The organism is Roseomonas aerilata DSM 19363 (genome assembly GCF_000711725.1).
GTDB classification, from domain to species: domain Bacteria; phylum Pseudomonadota; class Alphaproteobacteria; order Acetobacterales; family Acetobacteraceae; genus Roseomonas; species Roseomonas aerilata.
In genome coordinates this window covers 54,468-72,747 of the sequence record NZ_JONP01000013.1, presented here as the reverse complement: position 1 = coordinate 72,747, position 18,280 = coordinate 54,468, and the positions used below count along the sequence as shown (strand labels likewise).

Sequence of the window (18,280 nt, the reverse complement as noted above, 5' to 3'; positions counted from 1 at the left end):
GCGTGAGCCGGGGGATCCAAGGGCCTCAGCCCTGGCGGGCGCAGGACGGACGCTGCGCGTTCGCCCGGAGGTCCGCAGAGCAGAGCCCTCTCCGGTTCAGGCCATCACCACCACCCCATCCCCCTCCCCGCGCATCACCCCCCGCGTATCCACCACCAGCGCCGCGACCCGTCGCACCATGGCCAGGTCCATCCCCGGCTGCGGCGTCACCACCACCACAGCGTCCTGGGCCGCGACCGTCGCCTCGTCGAGCGCAACGCTCTCCAGTTCCGGCGAGGCACCGTGCAGCCGCCGCGTCACGGGAAAGCGCGGCACCAGCGGGTCGTGGTAGGTCAGCCTCGCCCCGCGCGCCTCGAGCAGGCGGAAGATCTCCACGGCCGGGCTCTCCCGCGTGTCCGGCACGCCGGGCTTGTAGGCGAGGCCCAGCAACAGGATCCGCGCACCCCGCAGCGGCGTGCCCCGCTCGTCCAGCGCGTCCCGCAGCCGCTCCACGGCATAGCCGGGCATCGCGTCGTTCACCCGTCCTGCCAGCTCCACGAAGTCGCTCGGCACCCCCAGCTCCCGTGCCTTCCAGGCGAGGTAGTAGGGATCGACGGGAATGCAGTGCCCACCCAGCCCCGGCCCGGGCCGGAAGGGCATGAAGCCGAAGGGCTTGGTGGCCGCGGCGTCGATCACCTCGTGCACGTCGAGCGCCATCGCGTGCGCGATGCGCTTCAGCTCGTTCACCAGCCCGATATTCACGGCGCGAAACACGTTCTCATAGCACTTCGCCAACTCGGCGGCCGCGAGCGAGGAGACCGGAACGATGCCGCCCGCCACTGGGGCGTAAAGGGCGCGACCAACGGCAAGGCAATCCGCCGTCGCCCCTGCCACCAGCTTCGGCACCCGCGCGACCGTCCCGTGGGGATTGCCCGGATCCTCCCGCTCGGGGGAGTAGATGACAAAGGCGTCCCCCCCGGCCGTGAGCCCGGCCGCCGCCAGCACCGGCAGCACCAGCTCCTCCGTCGTGCCGGGATAGGTGGTGCTCTCCAGCGCCACAGCCTGGCCGGGCCGCAGATGCGGTGCCAGCGCCGCCAGCGTGTCCCGTACCGCCGAGAGGTCCGGCTCCTTGTGCGGCCCGATCGGCGTCGGCACGCAGATGATCAGCGCGTCGCAGAGCGCCGCCGCCGTCGCCGTCATATGCGCCCGCAGCCCGCCCAGCGCCCGTGCCGCCGCGATCCGCTCATCCGCGATGCCGTGCACCGGGCTCCGCCCCGCCTCGATGGCCAGGACCTTCGCCGGGTCGATGTCGAAGCCCTCGACCGGAAAGCCCAGCTCCGCATACCGCAGCGCCAGCGGCAGCCCGGCATAGCCGAGCCCCACGACCCCGATCCGCGCCTCGCGCGTCTCCAGCAACTCGAGCAACCGGTCGCGCAGGTGATGCCCCACCCCCGCATCACGGGCCAGCACTTGGTTCACGACATGTCCTCCCGCCCGCAGGCAGGGCAAACCTCTCGCGGATCCGTAGCAGGCGAGGACATCACGTTCTGTGCTCCATCAGCCCGCGTATTGAGCCGGTTGCGACACGTCCTCGCAAGTCCGTGATCAACCTCTCTCGACTACTGCCTACGAAGCACGCTCGTATGTGTCTCCCGGGTGTCGGTTTGGCGCCTTGCCCGCCGGAGAGGGCTACGCCCTCTCCAAACCTCTCCCGCCAAGGGCCTGAGGCCCTTGGATCCCTGTCTGGCTGTCGCGAAACATTCCTGAAGGGGCAGTCGCCTCGGGTCCACGACCCGAGGCGCACCGGCCGTAGAAATCCCTCAAACAGATAGAAAAAGATGATGGGGAGGGGTCCGGGGAGAGGAAGAATTCCTTTCTCCTCTCCCCGGAGTCACCGGCAGCACCCCATCAAGCCCGCCCCGCCACCGGCGCATTCGGCGCGTGCTCGAATTCCGGCACCATCCGCGCCAGCCCGGCGAGCGCCAGCCGCGACTGCCCGCCGCGCGCCGCGCCCGAGACCTCGTCGATCGCGCGCCCGACCAGGGCCGCATCCGCCGTGCGCGGGGTGGCCACGAGCAGGCCGGGGAAGCCGGTCGGCCGCGGCGGCTCCTGCCCGTGGAACATCTCCTCGAACAGCTTCTCGCCGGGCCGGAGGCCGGTGAAGCGGATCTCCACGTCCTCTTCCGGCCGCAGCCCGGCAAGGCGGATCATTCGGCGCGCGAGGTCCACGATCTTCACGGGCTTGCCCATGTCGAGCACGAAGATCCCGCCCTCGCGCAGCTCCGGCGGCTGGTCCGCGCGGTCCTCGGCGCCGATCACGCTCGCCTGCAGCACCAGCCCCACGGCCTCGCGCACCGTCATGAAGTAGCGGCGCATGTCGGGGTGGGTCACGGTCAGCGGCCCGCCGCGCTCAAGCTGCCGCCGGAACAGCGGCACGACGGAGCCGGTGGAGCCCAGCACGTTGCCGAAGCGCACGGTCACGCAGCGCATCCCGCCGCCCGCGCGCGCCGCGACATCGAGCGCCTGGCAGTACATCTCCGCCAGCCGCTTGGAGGCGCCCATCACGCTCGTCGGGTTCACCGCCTTGTCGGTGGAGATGAAGACCATCGCCCGGCAGCCATTCGCCCGCGCGGCGTCGGCGATCAGCCGCGTGCCCAGCGCGTTGGTCAGCAGCCCCTCCAAAGGGTCGTTCTCCACCATCGGCACGTGCTTCAGCGCGGCGGCGTGGAAGACCAGCTCCGGCCGGATCTCCTCCATCAGCCGCCGCAGCCGCGGCTCGTCGCGCACATCGGCCAGCATTGCGCGCCGCGCGACGGCCGGATGGCTCTCCGAGAGTTCCAGGTCGATCTCGTAGAGCGCGAACTCCCCGTGATCGAGCAGCGTCAGGGTCGAGGGCCCGAGCGCCGCGATCTGCCGCGACAGCTCGCTGCCGATCGTCCCGCCCGCCCCCGTCACCAGCACGCGCCGCCCCTGGATGAGCCGCGCCATGCCCTCGCGGTCGAGCGGCACCTGCGGGCGGTCCAGCAGCTCCTCGATCGAGACGGGGCGAAGGTCGATCCGCCGGGCGGCCTGCGGGCGGGCGCTCGCCGGGTCCAGCGCCGTCACGCGGGGCGCGCGGCGCACGGAAACCCCGTGCCGGTCCGCGGCGTCCAGCAGCGCCTCCAGCACGGGCCCGGAAAGCGAGGGGTCGGCCAGCACGATCAGCGCCGGCAGCCGCGCATCGGCGCGCAGCGCGTCGAGCACCGCTCCCGCATTCTCCACCGTCCCGAGGATCGGCACGCCGAGGATGCGCCGCCCCCGCTGCCGCGCGCGGGGCGCCAGAATCCCCTCCACCCGGTAGCCCGGCGCGCGCTGGGCGATCAGCGCGCGGATGAAGAGGTCCGCCGCATCGCCGCCGCCCACCAGCAGCACCGGCTGCGCCGGCACGTCGGAAGCCGGCCCCGCCCGGTGCGCCGAGAGGATGCGCCCGATCAGCCGCGCCCCCCCGACCAGCGCCGCCAGGGCGCCCGCATGCAGCAGCGGGAAGGCCGCGTTCGGCGGCCGCCAGGCGCCGGACAGCACCAGCCCGCCCCAGAACAACAGCGCCGCCGCGAGCGAGGCGCCGACGACGGGCAGGAGGTCCGGCAGCCCGGCATAGCGCCAGTACTGCCGCGGCAGGCGCAGCGGCAGCGCCGCCGCCACGAAGGCGAGCAGGGCCCCGGCCACGGCCGGCCCCCACCACCCGGCGGCCGGCCAGTTCCCGGGCGCCGCGAGCAGCAGCGCGAGCGGCAGGGCGAGAGCGGCAAGCGCAAGGTCGAGCGCGAGATTCAGCAGGATGCGCTGGGGCGCCATGGGATCAGCCTAGCGGCCGGCGTCGGCAACCGGGGCCGCCGCCGGCGGAGGCGCGGCTTGCAGCAGGCGCCATCCGGGGGTTTCGGGATCTGCCCTCGCCGGGCCCGCGGCGCGCAGCCCGGCCTCGATCAAGGGAATGTCGGAAGTGAGGATCGGCACCGCCTCGGGCAAGCCCTGCGGCCTGGCCTGGCGCGCGAGGACGGCGGCGACGCTGGCCGGCACCGCAGCCCCGGAAAGCCCGGCCTCGGCCAGCAGCCGCTCCCCCTCCACGCCGGGCGGGACCTCGATCGGCCGCCCCGTCAGGGCCGGCTGCAGCGGCGCCAGGCGTGGCGGGGACACCGGGCGCGGCGACGCGGGCGGGGGCGGCGGTGCCTGGATGGCATCGCCCACCGCCGCCAGCAGCGGGAAGGGCGCGGCGGCCTCGGCAGCGGGCGGCACGGGAACCGGTGCCGGGACCGGCGCTCCCCCCGCGCGGATCGCCCGCACCACGGATTCCAGCGCCACCGCCGGCGTCGGCCGGGCCGGGGAAGGGGCAGGCGGGGCCGGTACGGGCAGGGAGCCCAGCACTTGCGACGGCGGCAGGTTCTCCGGCGACGGCGGTCCCGGCGACCGCTCCGGCGCCTCGCGGGCTAGGAGCGCGGCGAAGGTCGCCGGCATCGCCTCCGCCTTGTTCAGCGCGGCATCGAGGAGGAGGCGCGGCACGGCCGGGGAAGCAGCGGCTCCGGCGCCCGCCCCGGTCCGGGAAGCCGCCGGCGGCCGCGGCGAGGCCACGCGCATCGCGGCCGAGAGGCTCGCGAAGGCGCTTGCGGTATCGATAGGCGGCGCCGGCAGGGGCGCAACCGGCGCAGGGCGCTCGTCGGGAAGCGGGGCGACGACGCGCATCGTGGCGGAAAGACTCTCGAAGGCGCCCGCCGGATCCGGCGTGCCCGAGGCGGGTGGCCCTGCAGCGCGCATCGCGGCCGAGAGGCTCGCGAAGGCATCGCCCAGGCCCGCGGCGGGCGCAAGCGGCGCGGCCGGGGCCAGCGGTTCCCGCGCCAGCGGCGGCGCGGCGCGCATCGCCGCGGAAAGGCTCGCGAAAGCCTCCATCGGGTCCAGCGGGGAAGGCACCTGCTGCCGCGCTACGGGAAGGGGCACCGCCGGCGTCGCGGTCGGGCTGGCGACAACCGTCCCCGCTGGACCGGCCGGCGGTGCCTGCATCACGGGCGCAGACGGCGCCCGCACCAGAGGAACCGGCCGTTCGCGCACCACGGGCACAGGTTGCCGCTGCGCCAGCGGCGCGGGGTTCTGCTGCGCCACGGGCGCGGGGTTCTGCTGCGCCACGGGCGCGGGGCCACCGGTGGCCGGCGATCGCGGCGCGGCTTCCGCCTGCGGCGGCGCCTCGCGGACGGCCCCCGCCAGGGCGGCCCGAAGCCCATCCTCCGCTTCCAGGCCCGCCGGCAGCGGCGCGAGATCCTGGTAGAGCTCGACCAACCGTGCGGCCTCCCCCGCCCAGCCGAAGCGGCCGAGCGCCGCGGCCCGTCCCGCCGCACCCATCTCCGCCCGCAGCGCCGGGTCGGCCAGCGCGCGCACGGCCTCTGCGATCGTCCTGGGGTCGGCGGTGTCCACCAGCATCCCGCAGCCGGTCTCGCGCACCACCGCCGCCACCTCCTCGGCGAAGTCGGGCACGATCACGGGAAGCCCGGCCAGCATGCAGTCGAACAGCTTGTGCGGCAGTGCCAGGCGGTGGTTCTCGTGGCCCGGCTGGAACAGCACGAGGCCGATATCGGCGGTCGCCGCCAGGGTCACCGCGGCCTGGTGCGGCATCCAGCCGTGGCGCTCCACCGCACCCGCCACGCCCAGCCGCTTCGCCTCCGAGAGGAAGTCCGTCTCGCTGCCGTCGGTGAAGCGCCCGATGAGCGAGAGCCGCGTGCCCTCCGGGCATTGCGCCAGCGCGCGCAGCATCTCGAAGGCGCCGCGCTCGCGCGTCAGGGCGCCGAGATGCACGAGGGTCAGCGGCCCCGGCCGGTGCTCGCGCGGCTCCACGGGCACGGCGGCAGCGTAGTTCCGCACGGGCACGATCTGCACATCGGGAAAGGCGTCCTCCAGCCCGTCCTTCGCCACCACCACGGCATCGGCCCGCGCGGCCATCCACTTGCAGGCCGCCCGAACCGCCCAGCGGCCCAGCCCGCGAAGGGGCCGCGGCAGCCGGCCATCGAGGCGGGAGGGATAGTGCTCGTGCACGTCGAGCACCACGGCCGCGCCGGTGCGCCCGGCGGCCTTGATGGCGGCATACCAGCTGTCCGGCTCGTGCGCGTGGATCACGTCGGCCTTCAGCCTCGCCGCCCGCTTCGCCAGCGCCCGCGCCGCCCGCAGCCGCCCGATCCAGCCGGAGGGGCGGGGATAGGTGGCGAGGAGAACGCCCGCCTGGCTCGCCGGCACGTCCTTCGCCCCGCGCTGCGGCGCGGGGGCGAGATGCGTCACCCGCCAGCCCGCCTGCACGAGCGCGGCGCCCTCCTTGGCAACGATCCGCAGGTCCGTCGGCGGATGCGCGGCCGAGAGCATGAGGACCAGCGGCGCCTCCACGCCCGGCGCGCGGCCCTTGCCCGAGGGCCCGGCGGCGGCATCGCGCCCACGCGGCAACTCGACCCGGCCACCCGCCGGCCCGCCGCCCGCATCCGCTCGCTTGGGGCCCCGCGCCGGTCCGCTGCGGGTGTTGTGCGCCTCGCTCATGCCGCCCGCCCCGCCATCCCGCCACCCATCGCTTCGAGAAGATGCGCGACCATCCGTTCCCCCGCGCGCCCGTCCCAGAGCGGGATCGGCCGCGCCCTCGGCCGGTCGCCCGCCAGCAGCGCCGCCACCGCCGCCGCCAGGCCCCCCCTGGCCAGCCCCTCGGGCGGCACCAGGCGGTTCGTCCCCGCCTCCAGCGTCACCGGCCGCTCGGTGGAGGGGCGCAGCGTCAGGCAGGGCAGGTCCAGCGCCCAGGCCTCCTCCTGCACGCCCCCGCTATCCGTCGCCACCAGGCGCGCGCGGGCCAGCAGTCCCAGGAAGTCGAGATATCCGAGCGGCGGCAGGCGCATGACCCTTTCTGGCACGAGCAGGCCGAATTCCAAAAGCCGTTCCGCCGTTCTCGGGTGCATCGGCCAGGCCAGTGGCAGTTGCCGCGCCGCCTCCGCCACCGCTTCCAGCAGGCCGGACAGCGCCTGCCGGCTGTCCACATTGGCGGGCCGGTGCAGCGTCAGCACCCCGTAGCCTCCTTCCGGGAGCCCCGCCGGCAGTGCCCGCGTCCGCGCGGCCGGCAGGGCGCGGCGCAGGCTGTCGATCATCGTGTTGCCCACCGCCCGCACCGTCAGCGGGTCGTGTCCCTCCGCCACCAGCCGCGCCGCCGTTCCCTCGTCGGGCGCCCAGAGGAGGGTGCTCACCGCATCCACCGCCCGGCGGTTGATCTCCTCGGGCATGTCGAGGTCGCCGCAGCGCAGCCCGGCCTCGAGATGCGCGACCGGAAGGCCGAGCTTGCGCGCGGCCAGCGCCGCCGCCAGCGTGCCGTCCACATCGCCCGCCACCACCACCATGCCGGGCCGCCGCGCGGACCAGAGATCGGCGCAGGCCATCATCGTCCGCCCCGTCAGCCCCGCATGCCCCCCGCCCGAGACACCGAGGGAGACATGCGGCGCCGGCAGGCCGAGATCGGCCAGGTGACCGCCGAACATCGCGGCGTCGTGGTGCTGCCCCGTATGGACGATCACCGGCGTGAGGAAGGGCGGCGCCTCCGCCAGCGCGTGCCAGAGCGCCGCGAGCTTCGGCAGGTTGGGCCGCGCGGCCGCCACCAGGTGCAGTTCAGGAACCATCAGACCCCGCCGAGGGGCGCATCGGCGCCCCCTCCCGTCTCACCGCCCGCCACGCTGCCCGGCCACGCTGCCCGGCCACCGGCACGGCCACCGCGGGCAGGCCTGCGCGGCGGAAACCGCACCGGCCGGCGAAGCCCCGCTCAGGCCGCCCTCGCCAGCGGGACCACCCCCGCCGCCTCCTCCAGGATGTCGCAGAACCGCGCCGCGTGCAGCCGCCGGTCCCAGTACCGCACGGCCCGCGACCGCGCGGCCGCCCCCATGGCCTGCCGCAGCCCCGGCGCGCCCGCCAGCTCGGCCAGCGCTTCCGCCAGGGCCGGCACGTCGCCGGGCGGGGCCGCCAGCCCGCAGGCCGGCCCCTGCGGCCCCGCCTCCAGCAGCCGCGCCGCGCGCCCGGCCGCGTTCGTCACCACCGGCAGCCCGGCCGCGAGGCAGTCCATCAGCTTGTTCGGTGCCGTCCACTCCGCGAAGGCCGGGACAGGCGCCAGCAGGTGCAGCCCGATCCCCGCGGCCGAGAGCAGCGCCGCCACCTGCGTCTTGGGCATGGGGGGAAGGAAGGTGACGTTCGGCAGCTCCCGTCGCGCCGCCTCGGCCACCAGCCGCGCCCGCTCGCTTCCCTCGCCCACCAGCACCAGCCGCAGCCGCCGCTCCCCCGCATTGCGCAGCCGCGTCGCCGCCTCGATCGCGGCGTCCAGCCCGTTCGCGCGCCCGTGCGCCCCGGCATAGACCGCCAGCACCTCGCCCGAGGCGGCCTCCTCCGGCCGCCAGGGCGCCACCTGCGGCCCGAAGAGGTCGAGGTCGCAGCCGTTCGGCACCACCTGCACGCTCGCCGCGCCGCGCGCGCGGGCGGTCTCGGCCATGCCCTCGGTCAGCCCGATCACGGCCGCGGCGCCACGGCAGGCCGCCGTCGCCAGCCGGTCCATCCCTGCCAGCACCGGCCCCGGCACGCCACCGGGCATCCGCGCCTCCGAGAGCGCGCGCGGCAGCTCCGGCCAGGGATCGCGGATCTCGAAGACGAAGGGCAGGCCGCGCAGCCGCCGCAGCGCCAGCGCCGGCAGCGCGACCGTCAGCGGCGTGGAGGAGGCGAGCACGAGGTCGTAGTCCCCAGCCATCCCGAGGGAGGCCGCGCGCATCGCGTAGCGCAGGAAGGCCCGCGTGCGCGCCGCCAGCGCCTGCCCGTTGCCGCAGGGGATGTCGAATTCCACCACGCGGAAGCCCGCCACCCGGCCCTCCCGGGCGCCGTTGGCGAAAGGCCCGGTGAGGCCCGTCACCGCTCCCTCGTAGCGGCCGCAGGCAAGCGTCACCTCGTGCCCGCGCGCGGCCATGGCGCGCGCCATGGCATGCGCCCGCGTCGCCGTCGCGCCGCGCGGCCCGGAGTAGTGCTGGTGGAGATAGAGAAGACGCAGCGCCGTTCGTCCGTGCTTCAGTGCCGCGCCAGGCGGCGGATGGTCTCGATCACCCGCGCCTGCACCACCGGCGCCATGTTGCCCGAGGGCAGGCAGAGCCCGCGCTCGAACAGCCCGGCCGACACCGCGCCGCCCACCGCCTCGGCATCGCGGAAAGCCGGCTGCAGGTGCAACGGCTTCCAGACCGGCCGGCTCTCGATCCCCGCCTCCTCCAGCGCCCGGCGCACCACCTCCCGATCCGCCCCGAAGCGGGCGGGATCGACCAGCGCGACCGTCAGCCAGCGGGAGGACCGCCCCCAGTTCGGCTCCGGCATGAAGGAGATGCCGGGCGTCTCCGCCAGCCCCGTCACATAGCGCGCGAAGACCGCCCGGCGCGAGGCGACCCGCGCCTCCAGCGTGCGGAGCTGCGCGAGCCCGACCGCCGCCAGCACCGAGGAGAGCCCGTAGGAATAGCCCGTCGTCTCGTGCTGGTAGTGCGGCGCCGCCTCCTTCGCCTGGGTGCTCAGATGCCGCGCCGCCGCGATCAGCGCGGGTTCGTCGGAAACCAGAGCGCCGCCGCCCCCGGCCGTGATGATCTTGTTCCCGTTGAAGGAGAAGCAGGCGAGCCGCGCCCCCTTTCCCGCCTTCGCCCCACCGCGCCCGCTCGCCCCCAGGCTCTCGGCGGAATCGCTCAGCACCGGCACGCCCCAGCGATCGCAAACTGCGACGATGGCATCGAGGTCGGCGCATTGCCCGTAGAGGTCCACCGGCACCACCACCCGCGGCAGCCGCCCCTTCCGCGCCGCCGCCGCCAGCGCCTCGCGCAGCAGCTCGGGGTCGAGCGTCCAGGTTTCCGGCGAGACATCCAGGAAGGTGACGCGCGCGCCCATCTGGATGGCCGGCGCCACCGTCGCGACGAAGGTGAGGCTCGGCGCCCAGATGACATCGCTTGGTTGCAGCCCGAGCACGCGGAAGCCGAGATGCAGCGCCGCCGTGCCCGAGGAGGTGGCGAGCACCTTGCCGAAGCCCGTCTCCTCCGCCAGCGCCGCCTCGAAGGCGCGGGGGATGGGTCCGGCCGGCGCGATCCAGCCGCTCCGAAGCGTCCTCTCCACCGCCTCGAACTCGCCCCCTGCGAGTTCTGGCGGCGAAAGATAGACGCGCCCGCCCACCTCCGCCTCGCCCGCCTGGCGCGGGAAGGGGATGATGTTCGGCCAGGCCAGAACGTCCGCCCTGGAGGTCGTGAGGGGAAGATCCACCGATGGAAGCAGACGGAGCGCCATCTCTGCCTCACGAGATTGAGAGTTTAATCTGCGAGAGATTACGCGAGCGGGCAAGTGTTAACGCAACCGTAAGTATGAAAAACCGTGCGAACTCTCCCTTCGCGCTAGCTCAACGGCTCACATCTACTTGTGAGACTTCGAAACATTCCGGTTCACGGAGCCGCGCCGGCGGCAGTTCCGGCATGGTCGCATGCCCGTCCGCCGAGACCCCGCGCCCCGAGAGCAGCACGCCGATCGTCCCGAGCACTGCCGCCACGTCTCCCCCCAGGGTGACGCGGGCGGCGTAGCGCGCATCCCATTCCAGCCGCTCGGGCCAGGGCACGGCGTTGCGCCCCCGCGCCTGCGCCGCCCCCGCCAGGCCCGGCCGCACCCGCAGCCGCTCCCGCTCGCGGGCCGTGTAGCGGTCGAGATAAGCCACCGGCAGCGGCCGAGGCCCGACGAGGCTCATCTCCCCCCGCAGCACGTTCAGCAGCTGCGGCACCTCGTCCAGCGCCGAGGCCCGCAACCGCCGCCCGAAGCCCGTCAGCCGCGCCGCGTCCGGCTCGCCGGCGTAGCGCGGCTCCCGCATGGAGCGGAACTTGAACAGCGTGAAGGGCACCCCGTCCCGCCCGGCGCGCTCCTGCTGGAACAGCACGCCGGGGCCCAGCGCCAGGCGCACCGCCAGCGCCACCGCCGCCAGCACCGGGCTCAGCACCAGCAGCAGCCCCCCCGCCCCCAGCAGGTCCAGCAGGCGCTTCCCCGCCCGCGCGTAGAAGCCTTCAGCCATGCACCGCCTCCTGCGGAGTTCCCCCTGGGCCGCCCCGCGGCACCGCCTCCAGCCCCGCCGAAAGCGCGAGGCCGAGCGCGAACCAGACCATCCGGTTCCCCAGATCCGTCGAAACCATCGCGCTGAGCGCCACCGGCAGCACGAGCGCCACCAGCCGCCCCGCCGCCCCCTCCGGCAGTCCGCGCAGCCGCCCCACCAGCAGCGCCACCCCGCCCCCGAAGGCCCCGAGCCAGAGGAGGATGCCCGGCACGCCCCCCTCCGCCAGCGCCTCCAGCGCGTGGTTGTGCGGATAGAGCCCGCGCCGCTCCCCGTTCCCCGCCGCGATGGTGAAGCCCCCCGTCCCCAGGCCCCATGGCAGCGTCTCCCCCGCCCAGCGCACCGCCTCCGCCCAGAGCACCGGCCGCGCCGAGGCCGCGATGCCGTCCCCCGTGAAGCGCTCGAGCGTCCGCAGCCCCTCCGCCCGCGAGGGATCGGCCAGCAGCACGAGAAGCCCCAGCCCCCCCGCCGCCACCGCCGCCCCGACCCAGCCCAACGCCGCCCGCGCCCGCCCCGCCGACCAGAGATGCGCCGCCGGCGCCAGCGTCACGGCCAGCCCCAGCGCGAGCAGCCCCGCCCGCCCGCCCGGCAGCAGCCCCGCGACCCCCAGCACCGCCGTCAGCCCCAGCCAGCCCAGCCGCCGGACCCCGCACGCCTCCACCGCCCGCAGCGCCGAGATCCCCGCCGAGCACGCGATCGCCAGCCCCGCGAGCTGGTACTGCACGCGCACGAGGTCCGGATTGGCCCCGACGGCACCCCCCAGCACCACCTGCCCGTGCAGGATCCCCCAGGCGATGGAGACGCCGATGAAGGGACCGAGCACCAGCACCGTCCCCGCCAGCACCCGCCGCGCCCCGCCATCCGCCCCCACCACCAGCCCAGCCAGCAGCATGGCGGGCGCCACCAGCACCACCTCCGGCAACTTCGCCGCCGCCACGTCGCGCGAGGCCGTCCAGAGCGCCGCCACCACCAGCCAGACCCAGAGCAAGCCGCAACAGGCCAGCGGCAGCCCCAGCACCCGCCGCACCCGCCACCGCGCCCCCGCCAGCAGCAGCAACAGCCCCGGCGCCAGCGCGGCCGTGCAGGCGACGGTCAGGTCGAAGGGCAACCCCGCCAGCAGCGGGGCCGATTTCAACGCGCCCGCGAACTGCATCCCCGCGGCGGGAACCCCGGCCAGCGCCGCCAGGCCAGCGGAAGTGGGGCGCCTCATGCGGCCCTGGAGAGGGCCCTGCCCTCTCCAGACCTCCCGGGTGAACGCGCAGCGTTCATCCCGCCCCGCCAAGGGCCTGAGGCCCTTGGACCCCCATCTGGCTGTCGCGGATGCGATGACGGACGGCTGGTTTTCCTCGGGCGCCCTTCCTGCCCGTGCAGTCGCCTCGAGTCACCGACCCGAGGCGCACCGGCCGCCAAGCATCTCAAAGGGACAGAAAAAGATGAGTGGGGGTCTGGGGGAGAGAATTCATTCTCTCCCCCAGGGACCACCGGAGCCGCCCCCCTCACTCCTCCCGCTTCCGCGCCACCGCCAGCCGCCCCAGCCTTGCCCCGCCGCGGCGCACCGGTTCCGGCGGCACCCCGAACAGCAGCACGCGGCAGGCCGCCAGCAGCACGCAGGCCATCGGCACCGTCACCGCCAGCAGCACGAGCAGCAGCGGGCGGTTCGGCAGGGCTGGCCAGATCCCTACGCTCGGCAGGGAGACGAGGCGCGCCGCCACGATCTCGTCCGCCCTCGCGATCACCTCGGCGCGCTGGTGCTGGGCCAGCAGCTCGTAGATCGGGTTGCGCATGTAGATGTCGCGCTCGGTCGCCAGCCGCGCCTCCAGCGCCGCGATCCGCCGCCGCGCCAGCTCGTTGAGGCTCGCCCGCACCTGCGCCTCCCCGAAGGCGTGCAGGCGGTTCAGGATACCGAGCGCCGTCGCCCGGTCCGGATGGGGGATGGTGAGGGAGGTGGTGACCGTCGCGAGCGACTGCGTCACGCCGAGGTTGCGGTCGAGCCAGCGGTCCACGTCGTCGAGGTCCGCCGGGGAGGGCGGGAAGCCCGCCAGAACCCGGAGCCGCCCCGTGACGCCCTCCCGCTTCAGCCGCGTCAGGTCGGCCAGGATCGTCGTGTCCCGCGCGAGCATCGCGACGGCCTCCGGGCTGCGGATGCTCGCGAGGTAGATCGCGAAGTTCCCCCCCGCCCGCGTGTCCAGCAGCCCGCCCGGCATGACCAGCCCGCCCTGGATGAGGGTGGAGGCGGCGAGCCCCGTCGTCTCCGCCGGCGCCACCACCGCCTCCGCCACGTACTGCCGCGGCCAGACCATGACGAGCGTGCCGCCGACGAGCAGCAGCGCCAGCGCTGCGCCCACGATGCGCCAGCGCAGCCGCCATAGGCCGAGAAGGAGGAGTTCGAGCGGCATCACCGTTCACAGGGGCGTGTGGCCCATTCTAGGGCGTTTCCCCTCTATCTTTGCAACCCGCAACGGTCCGAATGACGGTCAGGACACGTGAGACGGGTGCCCGGGCGCGCGCCACCGGCACCGGGATGGGCCGCACCTCGCCATAGGCGGGGCTTTCCCACCCCTCCTCCAGGCGGAGGTCCAGCGGGGTGTCGGCAGAAATGTCGAGGCCGATCCCCCCGCCCTGCACGCCGCCTTCCACCACGCGCCAGATGCCGGGCGCGAGGTGCCAGCGCAGCGCGATCCACCGGAACGGCCCGGAAACCTCGTCCTCCACCCGCCATTCCGCCGCACCGGGCACCACCCGCCGCGCGTGGCGGTTGCCGCGGAAGTCCCGCATGGCCGCTCCGTCCGGCAGCGCCTCCGTCCGCACCCAGCGGGCCAGCAGGAAGCGCCCTGCCCGCGGCATCGGCTCCGCGTCGTCGAACAGGATCAGGTTATGCGCCGCCGCCGAGGCGAAGTGCCCCGTCCACCAGGCGCGATCCGCCGGCGGGTTGTAGGCCCCCGTCCCCGCGTCCCGCAGCGCGTTCTCCTCGCCGAGCAGGAGGTCGAAATGCAGCAGGTCCGCCTGCCCCGGCCGGAAGCGCAGCGGCCCGGTGCGCAGCAGACCCCGCGCCTCGCCCACCCGCCATCCCCGCGTGCCCGCCGCCACCCACTCGCCCTCCGCCTCGACCGGCGGCGCGGGCGGCAGGCCGAGCCAGGCGCAGCCCGGATCATCGGCCACCCCCGCGGAGCGGCCGAGGAACAGCCGTGCCGCCCGCTCCGCGCTCCCCCGCGCGTCCGAAGGGCCGCGAAGCGAGAGATCCGCCAGCGGCGAGCCGTCCTGGTGTCCGAGTCGTGGCACCGCCCCCGTGGCTGGATCCATCACCCGGACCAGCCACCGTGCCGCCGCCGCCGCGCGCGCGCCGAAGGGCTCCGGCAGCGGCTCCGCCCCGTGATGCCGCCGCAGCCACTCCACCACCGAGAGGGTGTCCAGCAGCAGCCGGTGATAGCCCGTCGAAACCTGCGCGAAGCCGCCATCCGATGCCACCAGCCGCGCGAGCACCGCCGCCAGCCCCCGCCCCGCGCGCCGCGCCCCCGCCACATCCCCCAGCGCCCAGGCGATCGCCAGCAGCCCCGCCGCCTCGCTCACCCCGTGGTTGTTGTCCTGCGCCAGCGCATAGGCCCGCGCCGCCCCGATCCGCCGCGCGTGCAGCCGCAGCAGCGCGGCCAGGCTGGGCGGCACCTCCTCCTCCAGCAGCGCTGCGGAGAGGCACAGGTGCAGCGCCCGCAGCGCCGCCTCCTGCCCACAGGCCCAGTTCGGCCCGCGGAAGGGCGGATTGGCCCGGCACCACTCCCCCAGCCGCGCCTCTGCCCGCGCGAGATGCCCCTCGCCGGGCTCCAGCCGGTGCGCCTGCACGAGGGGCAGCAGCCAGGCCAGCCGGTTCGCCTCCCAGACCGGCCGCACATCGCCGGGCGCGAAGAGATCGAGCGAGAGCGCGGGTGCCGATGGATCGAAAGGCCCGTGCACCACCACCGGCGGCAGGGCGCGCACGGCCGCCAGCACCGGCGCCCAGTCTGGGTGCGCCCAGTCCGCGTGCGCCCAGTCCGCGTGCGCCCAGTCCGGGTGCGGGAGCACGGGCGGTTCGGGCGCCCGGTGCGGCAGGAAGGACCCCTCCGCCCCCGCCGCATCCGCCAGCGCCCGCCCGACAACCCCCGACGCCATCCGCGCCCTGTGCCACCCCAGCCACAGCAGCGGCCGTGGGCCGAGGCGAAGGGCGGCGTCGAGGCGGAGAAGGGCACGCGGCGCTTGGAAGGGCATGGCCCACGTGTTAGCACGATCACGAATTTGTGTTATCCGTTGAAACTCGCCGCAGGGTTGCGCGGCGACGCCCGGTACAGCCGGGGGAGGCGCGGGCTTGTCGATCCGGAGAGCGGCAGAAAGAGCGGCCCGCCTGGCCATGGCCACCCTCCTGGCCGTGCCGCCGGGCGGCACCGCCATCGCCCAGCCCTACCTTCCGGGCAGCCCAGGCGGCGGCTCAACCTCGGCCCAGCCGCTCCTCCCGCCCTCCTTGCCCGGCACGCTGCCCGGCGGCATGCCCCTGCCGGTCATGCCCGGCACTGCCCAGGCTGATATCCTTCAGCGCATCATCGACGCGGCCGGCAACCGCCTCCCCGGCAGCCCGCCGCCCGCGCCAGCACCCATCCCGGCCTATTCGCCAGGCGCCAGCCCAATCCCGGCCGCGCCCGCCGCCCTCCGCCCCGACCCAGGCGAGCCCCTCTCGAACACCGAGGCCTTCTTCGCCGCCCGCCTGCCTGAGCAGCAGCCGCCGCTCCGCCAGTTCGGCTATGACACCTTCCGTAATCTCGCCCCCGCCGCCAACGGCCTGCCCCCCGTGGTCGGCGCCCTGCCCGACAGCTACATCCTCGGCCGCGACGACGAGGTGGTGATCTCCATCCGCGGCCGCGCGCGCCAGTCCCTTTCCCTCCGCGTGGGCCGGGACGGCATGATCGCCCTGCCGGACCTGCCGCCCTTCCCCGCCGCCGGCCGCAGCCTGCGCGACCTGCGCGCCGATATCGAAACCCGGGTCCTGCGCGAGCTCGGCGGCTCCGAGGCCTTCGTCTCCCTCGGCCAGACCCGCCAGATCGGCATCTTCGTGGCCGGCGAGGTAGTGCGGCCCGGCCTCGTGCCGCTCCCCGCCCTCTCCTCCCTGCTCGACGCCCTCGGCGCCGCCGGCGGCATCCGCCGCACCGGCAGCCTCCGCGCCATCCGGGTGGAGGGGCCCGACGGCGCCCGCATCGTAGACCTCTACGCCGCCATCGCCGGTGCCCCCGGCACCCCCAACCTCTCGCTGCGGGAGGGGGAGCGCGTGGTCGTCCCGCCGCTCGGCGGCGTCGTCGCCCTCGGCGGGGACATCACCCGCCCCGGCATCTACGAGCTGCCCGCGAATTCGGCCGGCGCCTCGGTCGCCGCCATGCTCGCGCTGGCTGGCGGCACCCTGCGCCCGGCCGGCAACCGCCTCCTCTCCACCGGCACCGATGCGGGTGGCCGCCGCGCCATGGCCGAGCTCTCGCCCCGCTCCACCGTCCGCCGCGGCGATGCCCTCATCATCTCCCCCGGGGTGGACGCGGTCTCGGGCGGGCTGCGCCTCGCGGGCCATGTCGTCGCCCCCGTCACCCGCGGCGTCGGGCCGCGCGGCGCCGGGCTGCGCGCCCTGCTCTCCGACCCCCGCGTGATCCGCCCCGACCCCTATGTCCGCATGGGCGTCGCCTGGCGCATGGACGAGCGCACCCGCGTCCGCCGCTTCATCGCCTTCGACCTCGGCCGCGTCATGCGGGGCGGGGCGGAGCTGCCGCTCCAGGAAGGGGACGAGGTCATCCTCCTTTCCCAGGCCGATGTGCTCTGGCTCGCGGCCCCGCCGGTCCAGCGCGCCCTCCGCGGCGAGGTTGCGGCAGCGCCGGCCATGCCGATGCCGGGCACGACAGCCGCGGCGGCCCCTGGCGTTGCCGGCAGCGCGAACCCCGGCATGGCCCCCGGCGCCGTCCCGATGGTGCCCGCCCCCGACTGCCCCGCCCTCACCGCCCTCGCGGTTGCCGCGCGCTCCAGCCCGCTCCGCTTCGCCCATGCCCGCAGCGCCGGCTTCCCCGACCTCGGCGCGGGCGGCTGCCCGCAGGTCTTCGTGGACTACCCCGCCCTCCTCCCTTTCCTGCTCGACCAGGCCGTGCTGCTGGCGGGGGAGGTCCGCCTGCCCGGCCTCTACCCCGTGATCGAGGACACCGGCCTCGACATGGTCCTCGCCGCCGCCGGCGGCACCGCGGACACCGCCGACCTCTCCGTCGTCGAGTTCGCGCGCGAACCGCTGGAAGGCGCGGGCGCGCTCCCCCTCTCCCGCGTCCAGCTCGATCTCCGCTCCCGCAACTTCGCGGCCATCCGCCTCTCCCCGCGCGACGCCGTCCGCGTTCCCCGCGGCTTCGGCGACCGCGACACCGGCCCCGTAGCCCTGGTGGGCGAGTTCCTCCGCCCTGGCACCTACGACATCCGGCGCGGCGAGCGCCTCTCGGAACTCCTCGCCCGCGCCGGGGGGCTGACCGCCCAGGCCTATCCCTACGGCGCCGTCTTCACGCGGGAAAGCGTGCGCCAGCGCCAGCAGGAGGGCTTCCAGCGCACCGCGCGCGAGCTGGAGACGAGCCTTATCCAGGTCGCCGCCGGCCAGGCCGTGGCAGGCAGCCGCGCCGGCAACCTCGACATCGGCGGCGCCATCAACGCGGGCCAGGCCCTCGCCGGCTCCCTGCGCGAGGCCCGCGCCGCCGGCCGCATGGTGGTCGAGGCCAACCCCGTGGTGCTGGCCGCCCGCCCCGACCTCGACGTGCTGCTCGAGCCCGGGGACCTGCTGGTGGTGCCCAAGCGCCCGAACGAGGTCACGGTCGTCGGCGCCGTGCTCAACCCGGGCAGCCTGCAATTCGCCAGCGGCTGGCGCGCCGTGCAGTACGTGCGCGCGGCCGGCGGCGAGCAGCGCTTCGCCGACATCTCCCGCGCCTTCATCGTGCTCCCGAACGGCCAGACCACCCCGGCCGGCCTCGGCAGCTGGCAGGCCGGCGGGCCGCCGATCCCGCCGGGCAGCCTTGTCGTCGTGCCCCAGGACCCCTCCCCCTACGAGACCTGGGGCTTCATCCGCGACATCGCGGGCGTCCTCGGCCAGCTCTCGATCAGCTCCGCCGCCCTCGCGGTCATCGCGCGCCAGGGGCGCTAGAAGCCGGGCGCATTCAC

11 protein-coding genes are annotated in these 18,280 nt (G+C 75.4%); 1 reads left to right on the top strand and 10 read right to left on the bottom strand.

What is annotated here, in order from left to right; translation table 11 throughout:
- Positions 1-96: 96 nt before the first annotated feature.
- The 10 genes from BO39_RS16150 to BO39_RS34990 all read right to left on the bottom strand — a co-directional run bounded on the left by BO39_RS16150 (position 97) and on the right by BO39_RS34990 (position 15,334).
- Positions 97-1,458 (bottom strand): nucleotide sugar dehydrogenase, encoded by a 1,362-nt coding sequence (locus BO39_RS16150; protein WP_245615201.1) that lies wholly within the window; start codon positions 1,456-1,458, stop codon positions 97-99.
- A gap of 429 nt (positions 1,459-1,887) precedes the next feature.
- Positions 1,888-3,810, bottom strand: a complete 1,923-nt coding sequence (locus BO39_RS16145) for a polysaccharide biosynthesis protein (protein WP_043835185.1) — start codon at positions 3,808-3,810, stop codon at positions 1,888-1,890.
- 9 nt (positions 3,811-3,819) lie between these two features.
- On the bottom strand, positions 3,820-6,519 hold the full coding sequence (locus BO39_RS16140) for a glycosyltransferase (RefSeq protein ID WP_043835182.1): 2,700 nt from the start codon (positions 6,517-6,519) through the stop codon (positions 3,820-3,822).
- Positions 6,516-7,634: a non-hydrolyzing UDP-N-acetylglucosamine 2-epimerase gene (gene wecB / locus BO39_RS16135; RefSeq protein WP_043835180.1), complete on the bottom strand. Its 1,119-nt coding sequence runs from the start codon at positions 7,632-7,634 to the stop codon at positions 6,516-6,518. Before wecB ends, BO39_RS16140 begins: the two co-directional genes overlap by 4 nt.
- Positions 7,635-7,774: 140 nt before the next feature.
- Positions 7,775-9,037, bottom strand: a complete 1,263-nt coding sequence (locus BO39_RS16130; RefSeq protein WP_043835326.1) for a glycosyltransferase family 4 protein — start codon at positions 9,035-9,037, stop codon at positions 7,775-7,777.
- Positions 9,038-9,054: 17 nt separating this feature from the next.
- Entirely contained in the window at positions 9,055-10,296 is a 1,242-nt protein-coding gene (locus tag BO39_RS16125) for an aminotransferase class I/II-fold pyridoxal phosphate-dependent enzyme (protein WP_084698166.1), read from the bottom strand.
- Positions 10,297-10,405: 109 nt separating this feature from the next.
- Entirely contained in the window at positions 10,406-11,062 is a 657-nt protein-coding gene (locus tag BO39_RS16120; RefSeq protein WP_084698165.1) for a sugar transferase, read from the bottom strand.
- Positions 11,055-12,308 carry an O-antigen ligase family protein gene (locus BO39_RS16115; RefSeq protein ID WP_052402185.1) on the bottom strand — a complete coding sequence of 418 codons (1,254 nt, stop codon included), beginning with the start codon at positions 12,306-12,308 and terminating at the stop codon, positions 11,055-11,057. Before BO39_RS16115 ends, BO39_RS16120 begins: the two co-directional genes overlap by 8 nt.
- A 286-nt stretch (positions 12,309-12,594) precedes the next feature.
- A complete protein-coding gene (locus BO39_RS16110; RefSeq protein ID WP_043835178.1) occupies positions 12,595-13,494 on the bottom strand; it encodes a hypothetical protein in 900 nt (299 codons plus the stop codon).
- 28 nt (positions 13,495-13,522) lie between these two features.
- Positions 13,523-15,334 carry a heparinase II/III family protein gene (locus BO39_RS34990; RefSeq protein ID WP_052402184.1) on the bottom strand — a complete coding sequence of 604 codons (1,812 nt, stop codon included), beginning with the start codon at positions 15,332-15,334 and terminating at the stop codon, positions 13,523-13,525.
- A gap of 97 nt (positions 15,335-15,431) precedes the next feature.
- Between BO39_RS34990 and BO39_RS16100 the strand changes: the two genes are divergently transcribed.
- A complete protein-coding gene (locus BO39_RS16100; RefSeq protein WP_245615197.1) occupies positions 15,432-18,263 on the top strand; it encodes an SLBB domain-containing protein in 2,832 nt (943 codons plus the stop codon).
- Positions 18,264-18,280: the final 17 nt, after the last annotated feature.

Excerpts from the sequence above, each read along its gene's own strand:
- BO39_RS16145 (WP_043835185.1), bottom strand. The coding sequence starts at position 3,810 with ATGGCGCCCCAGCGCATCCTGCTGAATCTCGCGCTCGACCTTGCGCTT.
- BO39_RS16140 (WP_043835182.1), bottom strand. The coding sequence starts at position 6,519 with ATGAGCGAGGCGCACAACACCCGCAGCGGACCGGCGCGGGGCCCCAAG.
- wecB (WP_043835180.1), bottom strand. The coding sequence starts at position 7,634 with ATGGTTCCTGAACTGCACCTGGTGGCGGCCGCGCGGCCCAACCTGCCG.
- BO39_RS16125 (WP_084698166.1), bottom strand. The coding sequence starts at position 10,296 with ATGGCGCTCCGTCTGCTTCCATCGGTGGATCTTCCCCTCACGACCTCC.
- BO39_RS16120 (WP_084698165.1), bottom strand. The coding sequence starts at position 11,062 with ATGGCTGAAGGCTTCTACGCGCGGGCGGGGAAGCGCCTGCTGGACCTG.
- BO39_RS16115 (WP_052402185.1), bottom strand. The coding sequence starts at position 12,308 with ATGAGGCGCCCCACTTCCGCTGGCCTGGCGGCGCTGGCCGGGGTTCCC.
- BO39_RS16110 (WP_043835178.1), bottom strand. The coding sequence starts at position 13,494 with ATGCCGCTCGAACTCCTCCTTCTCGGCCTATGGCGGCTGCGCTGGCGC.
- BO39_RS34990 (WP_052402184.1), bottom strand. The coding sequence starts at position 15,334 with ATGCCCTTCCAAGCGCCGCGTGCCCTTCTCCGCCTCGACGCCGCCCTT.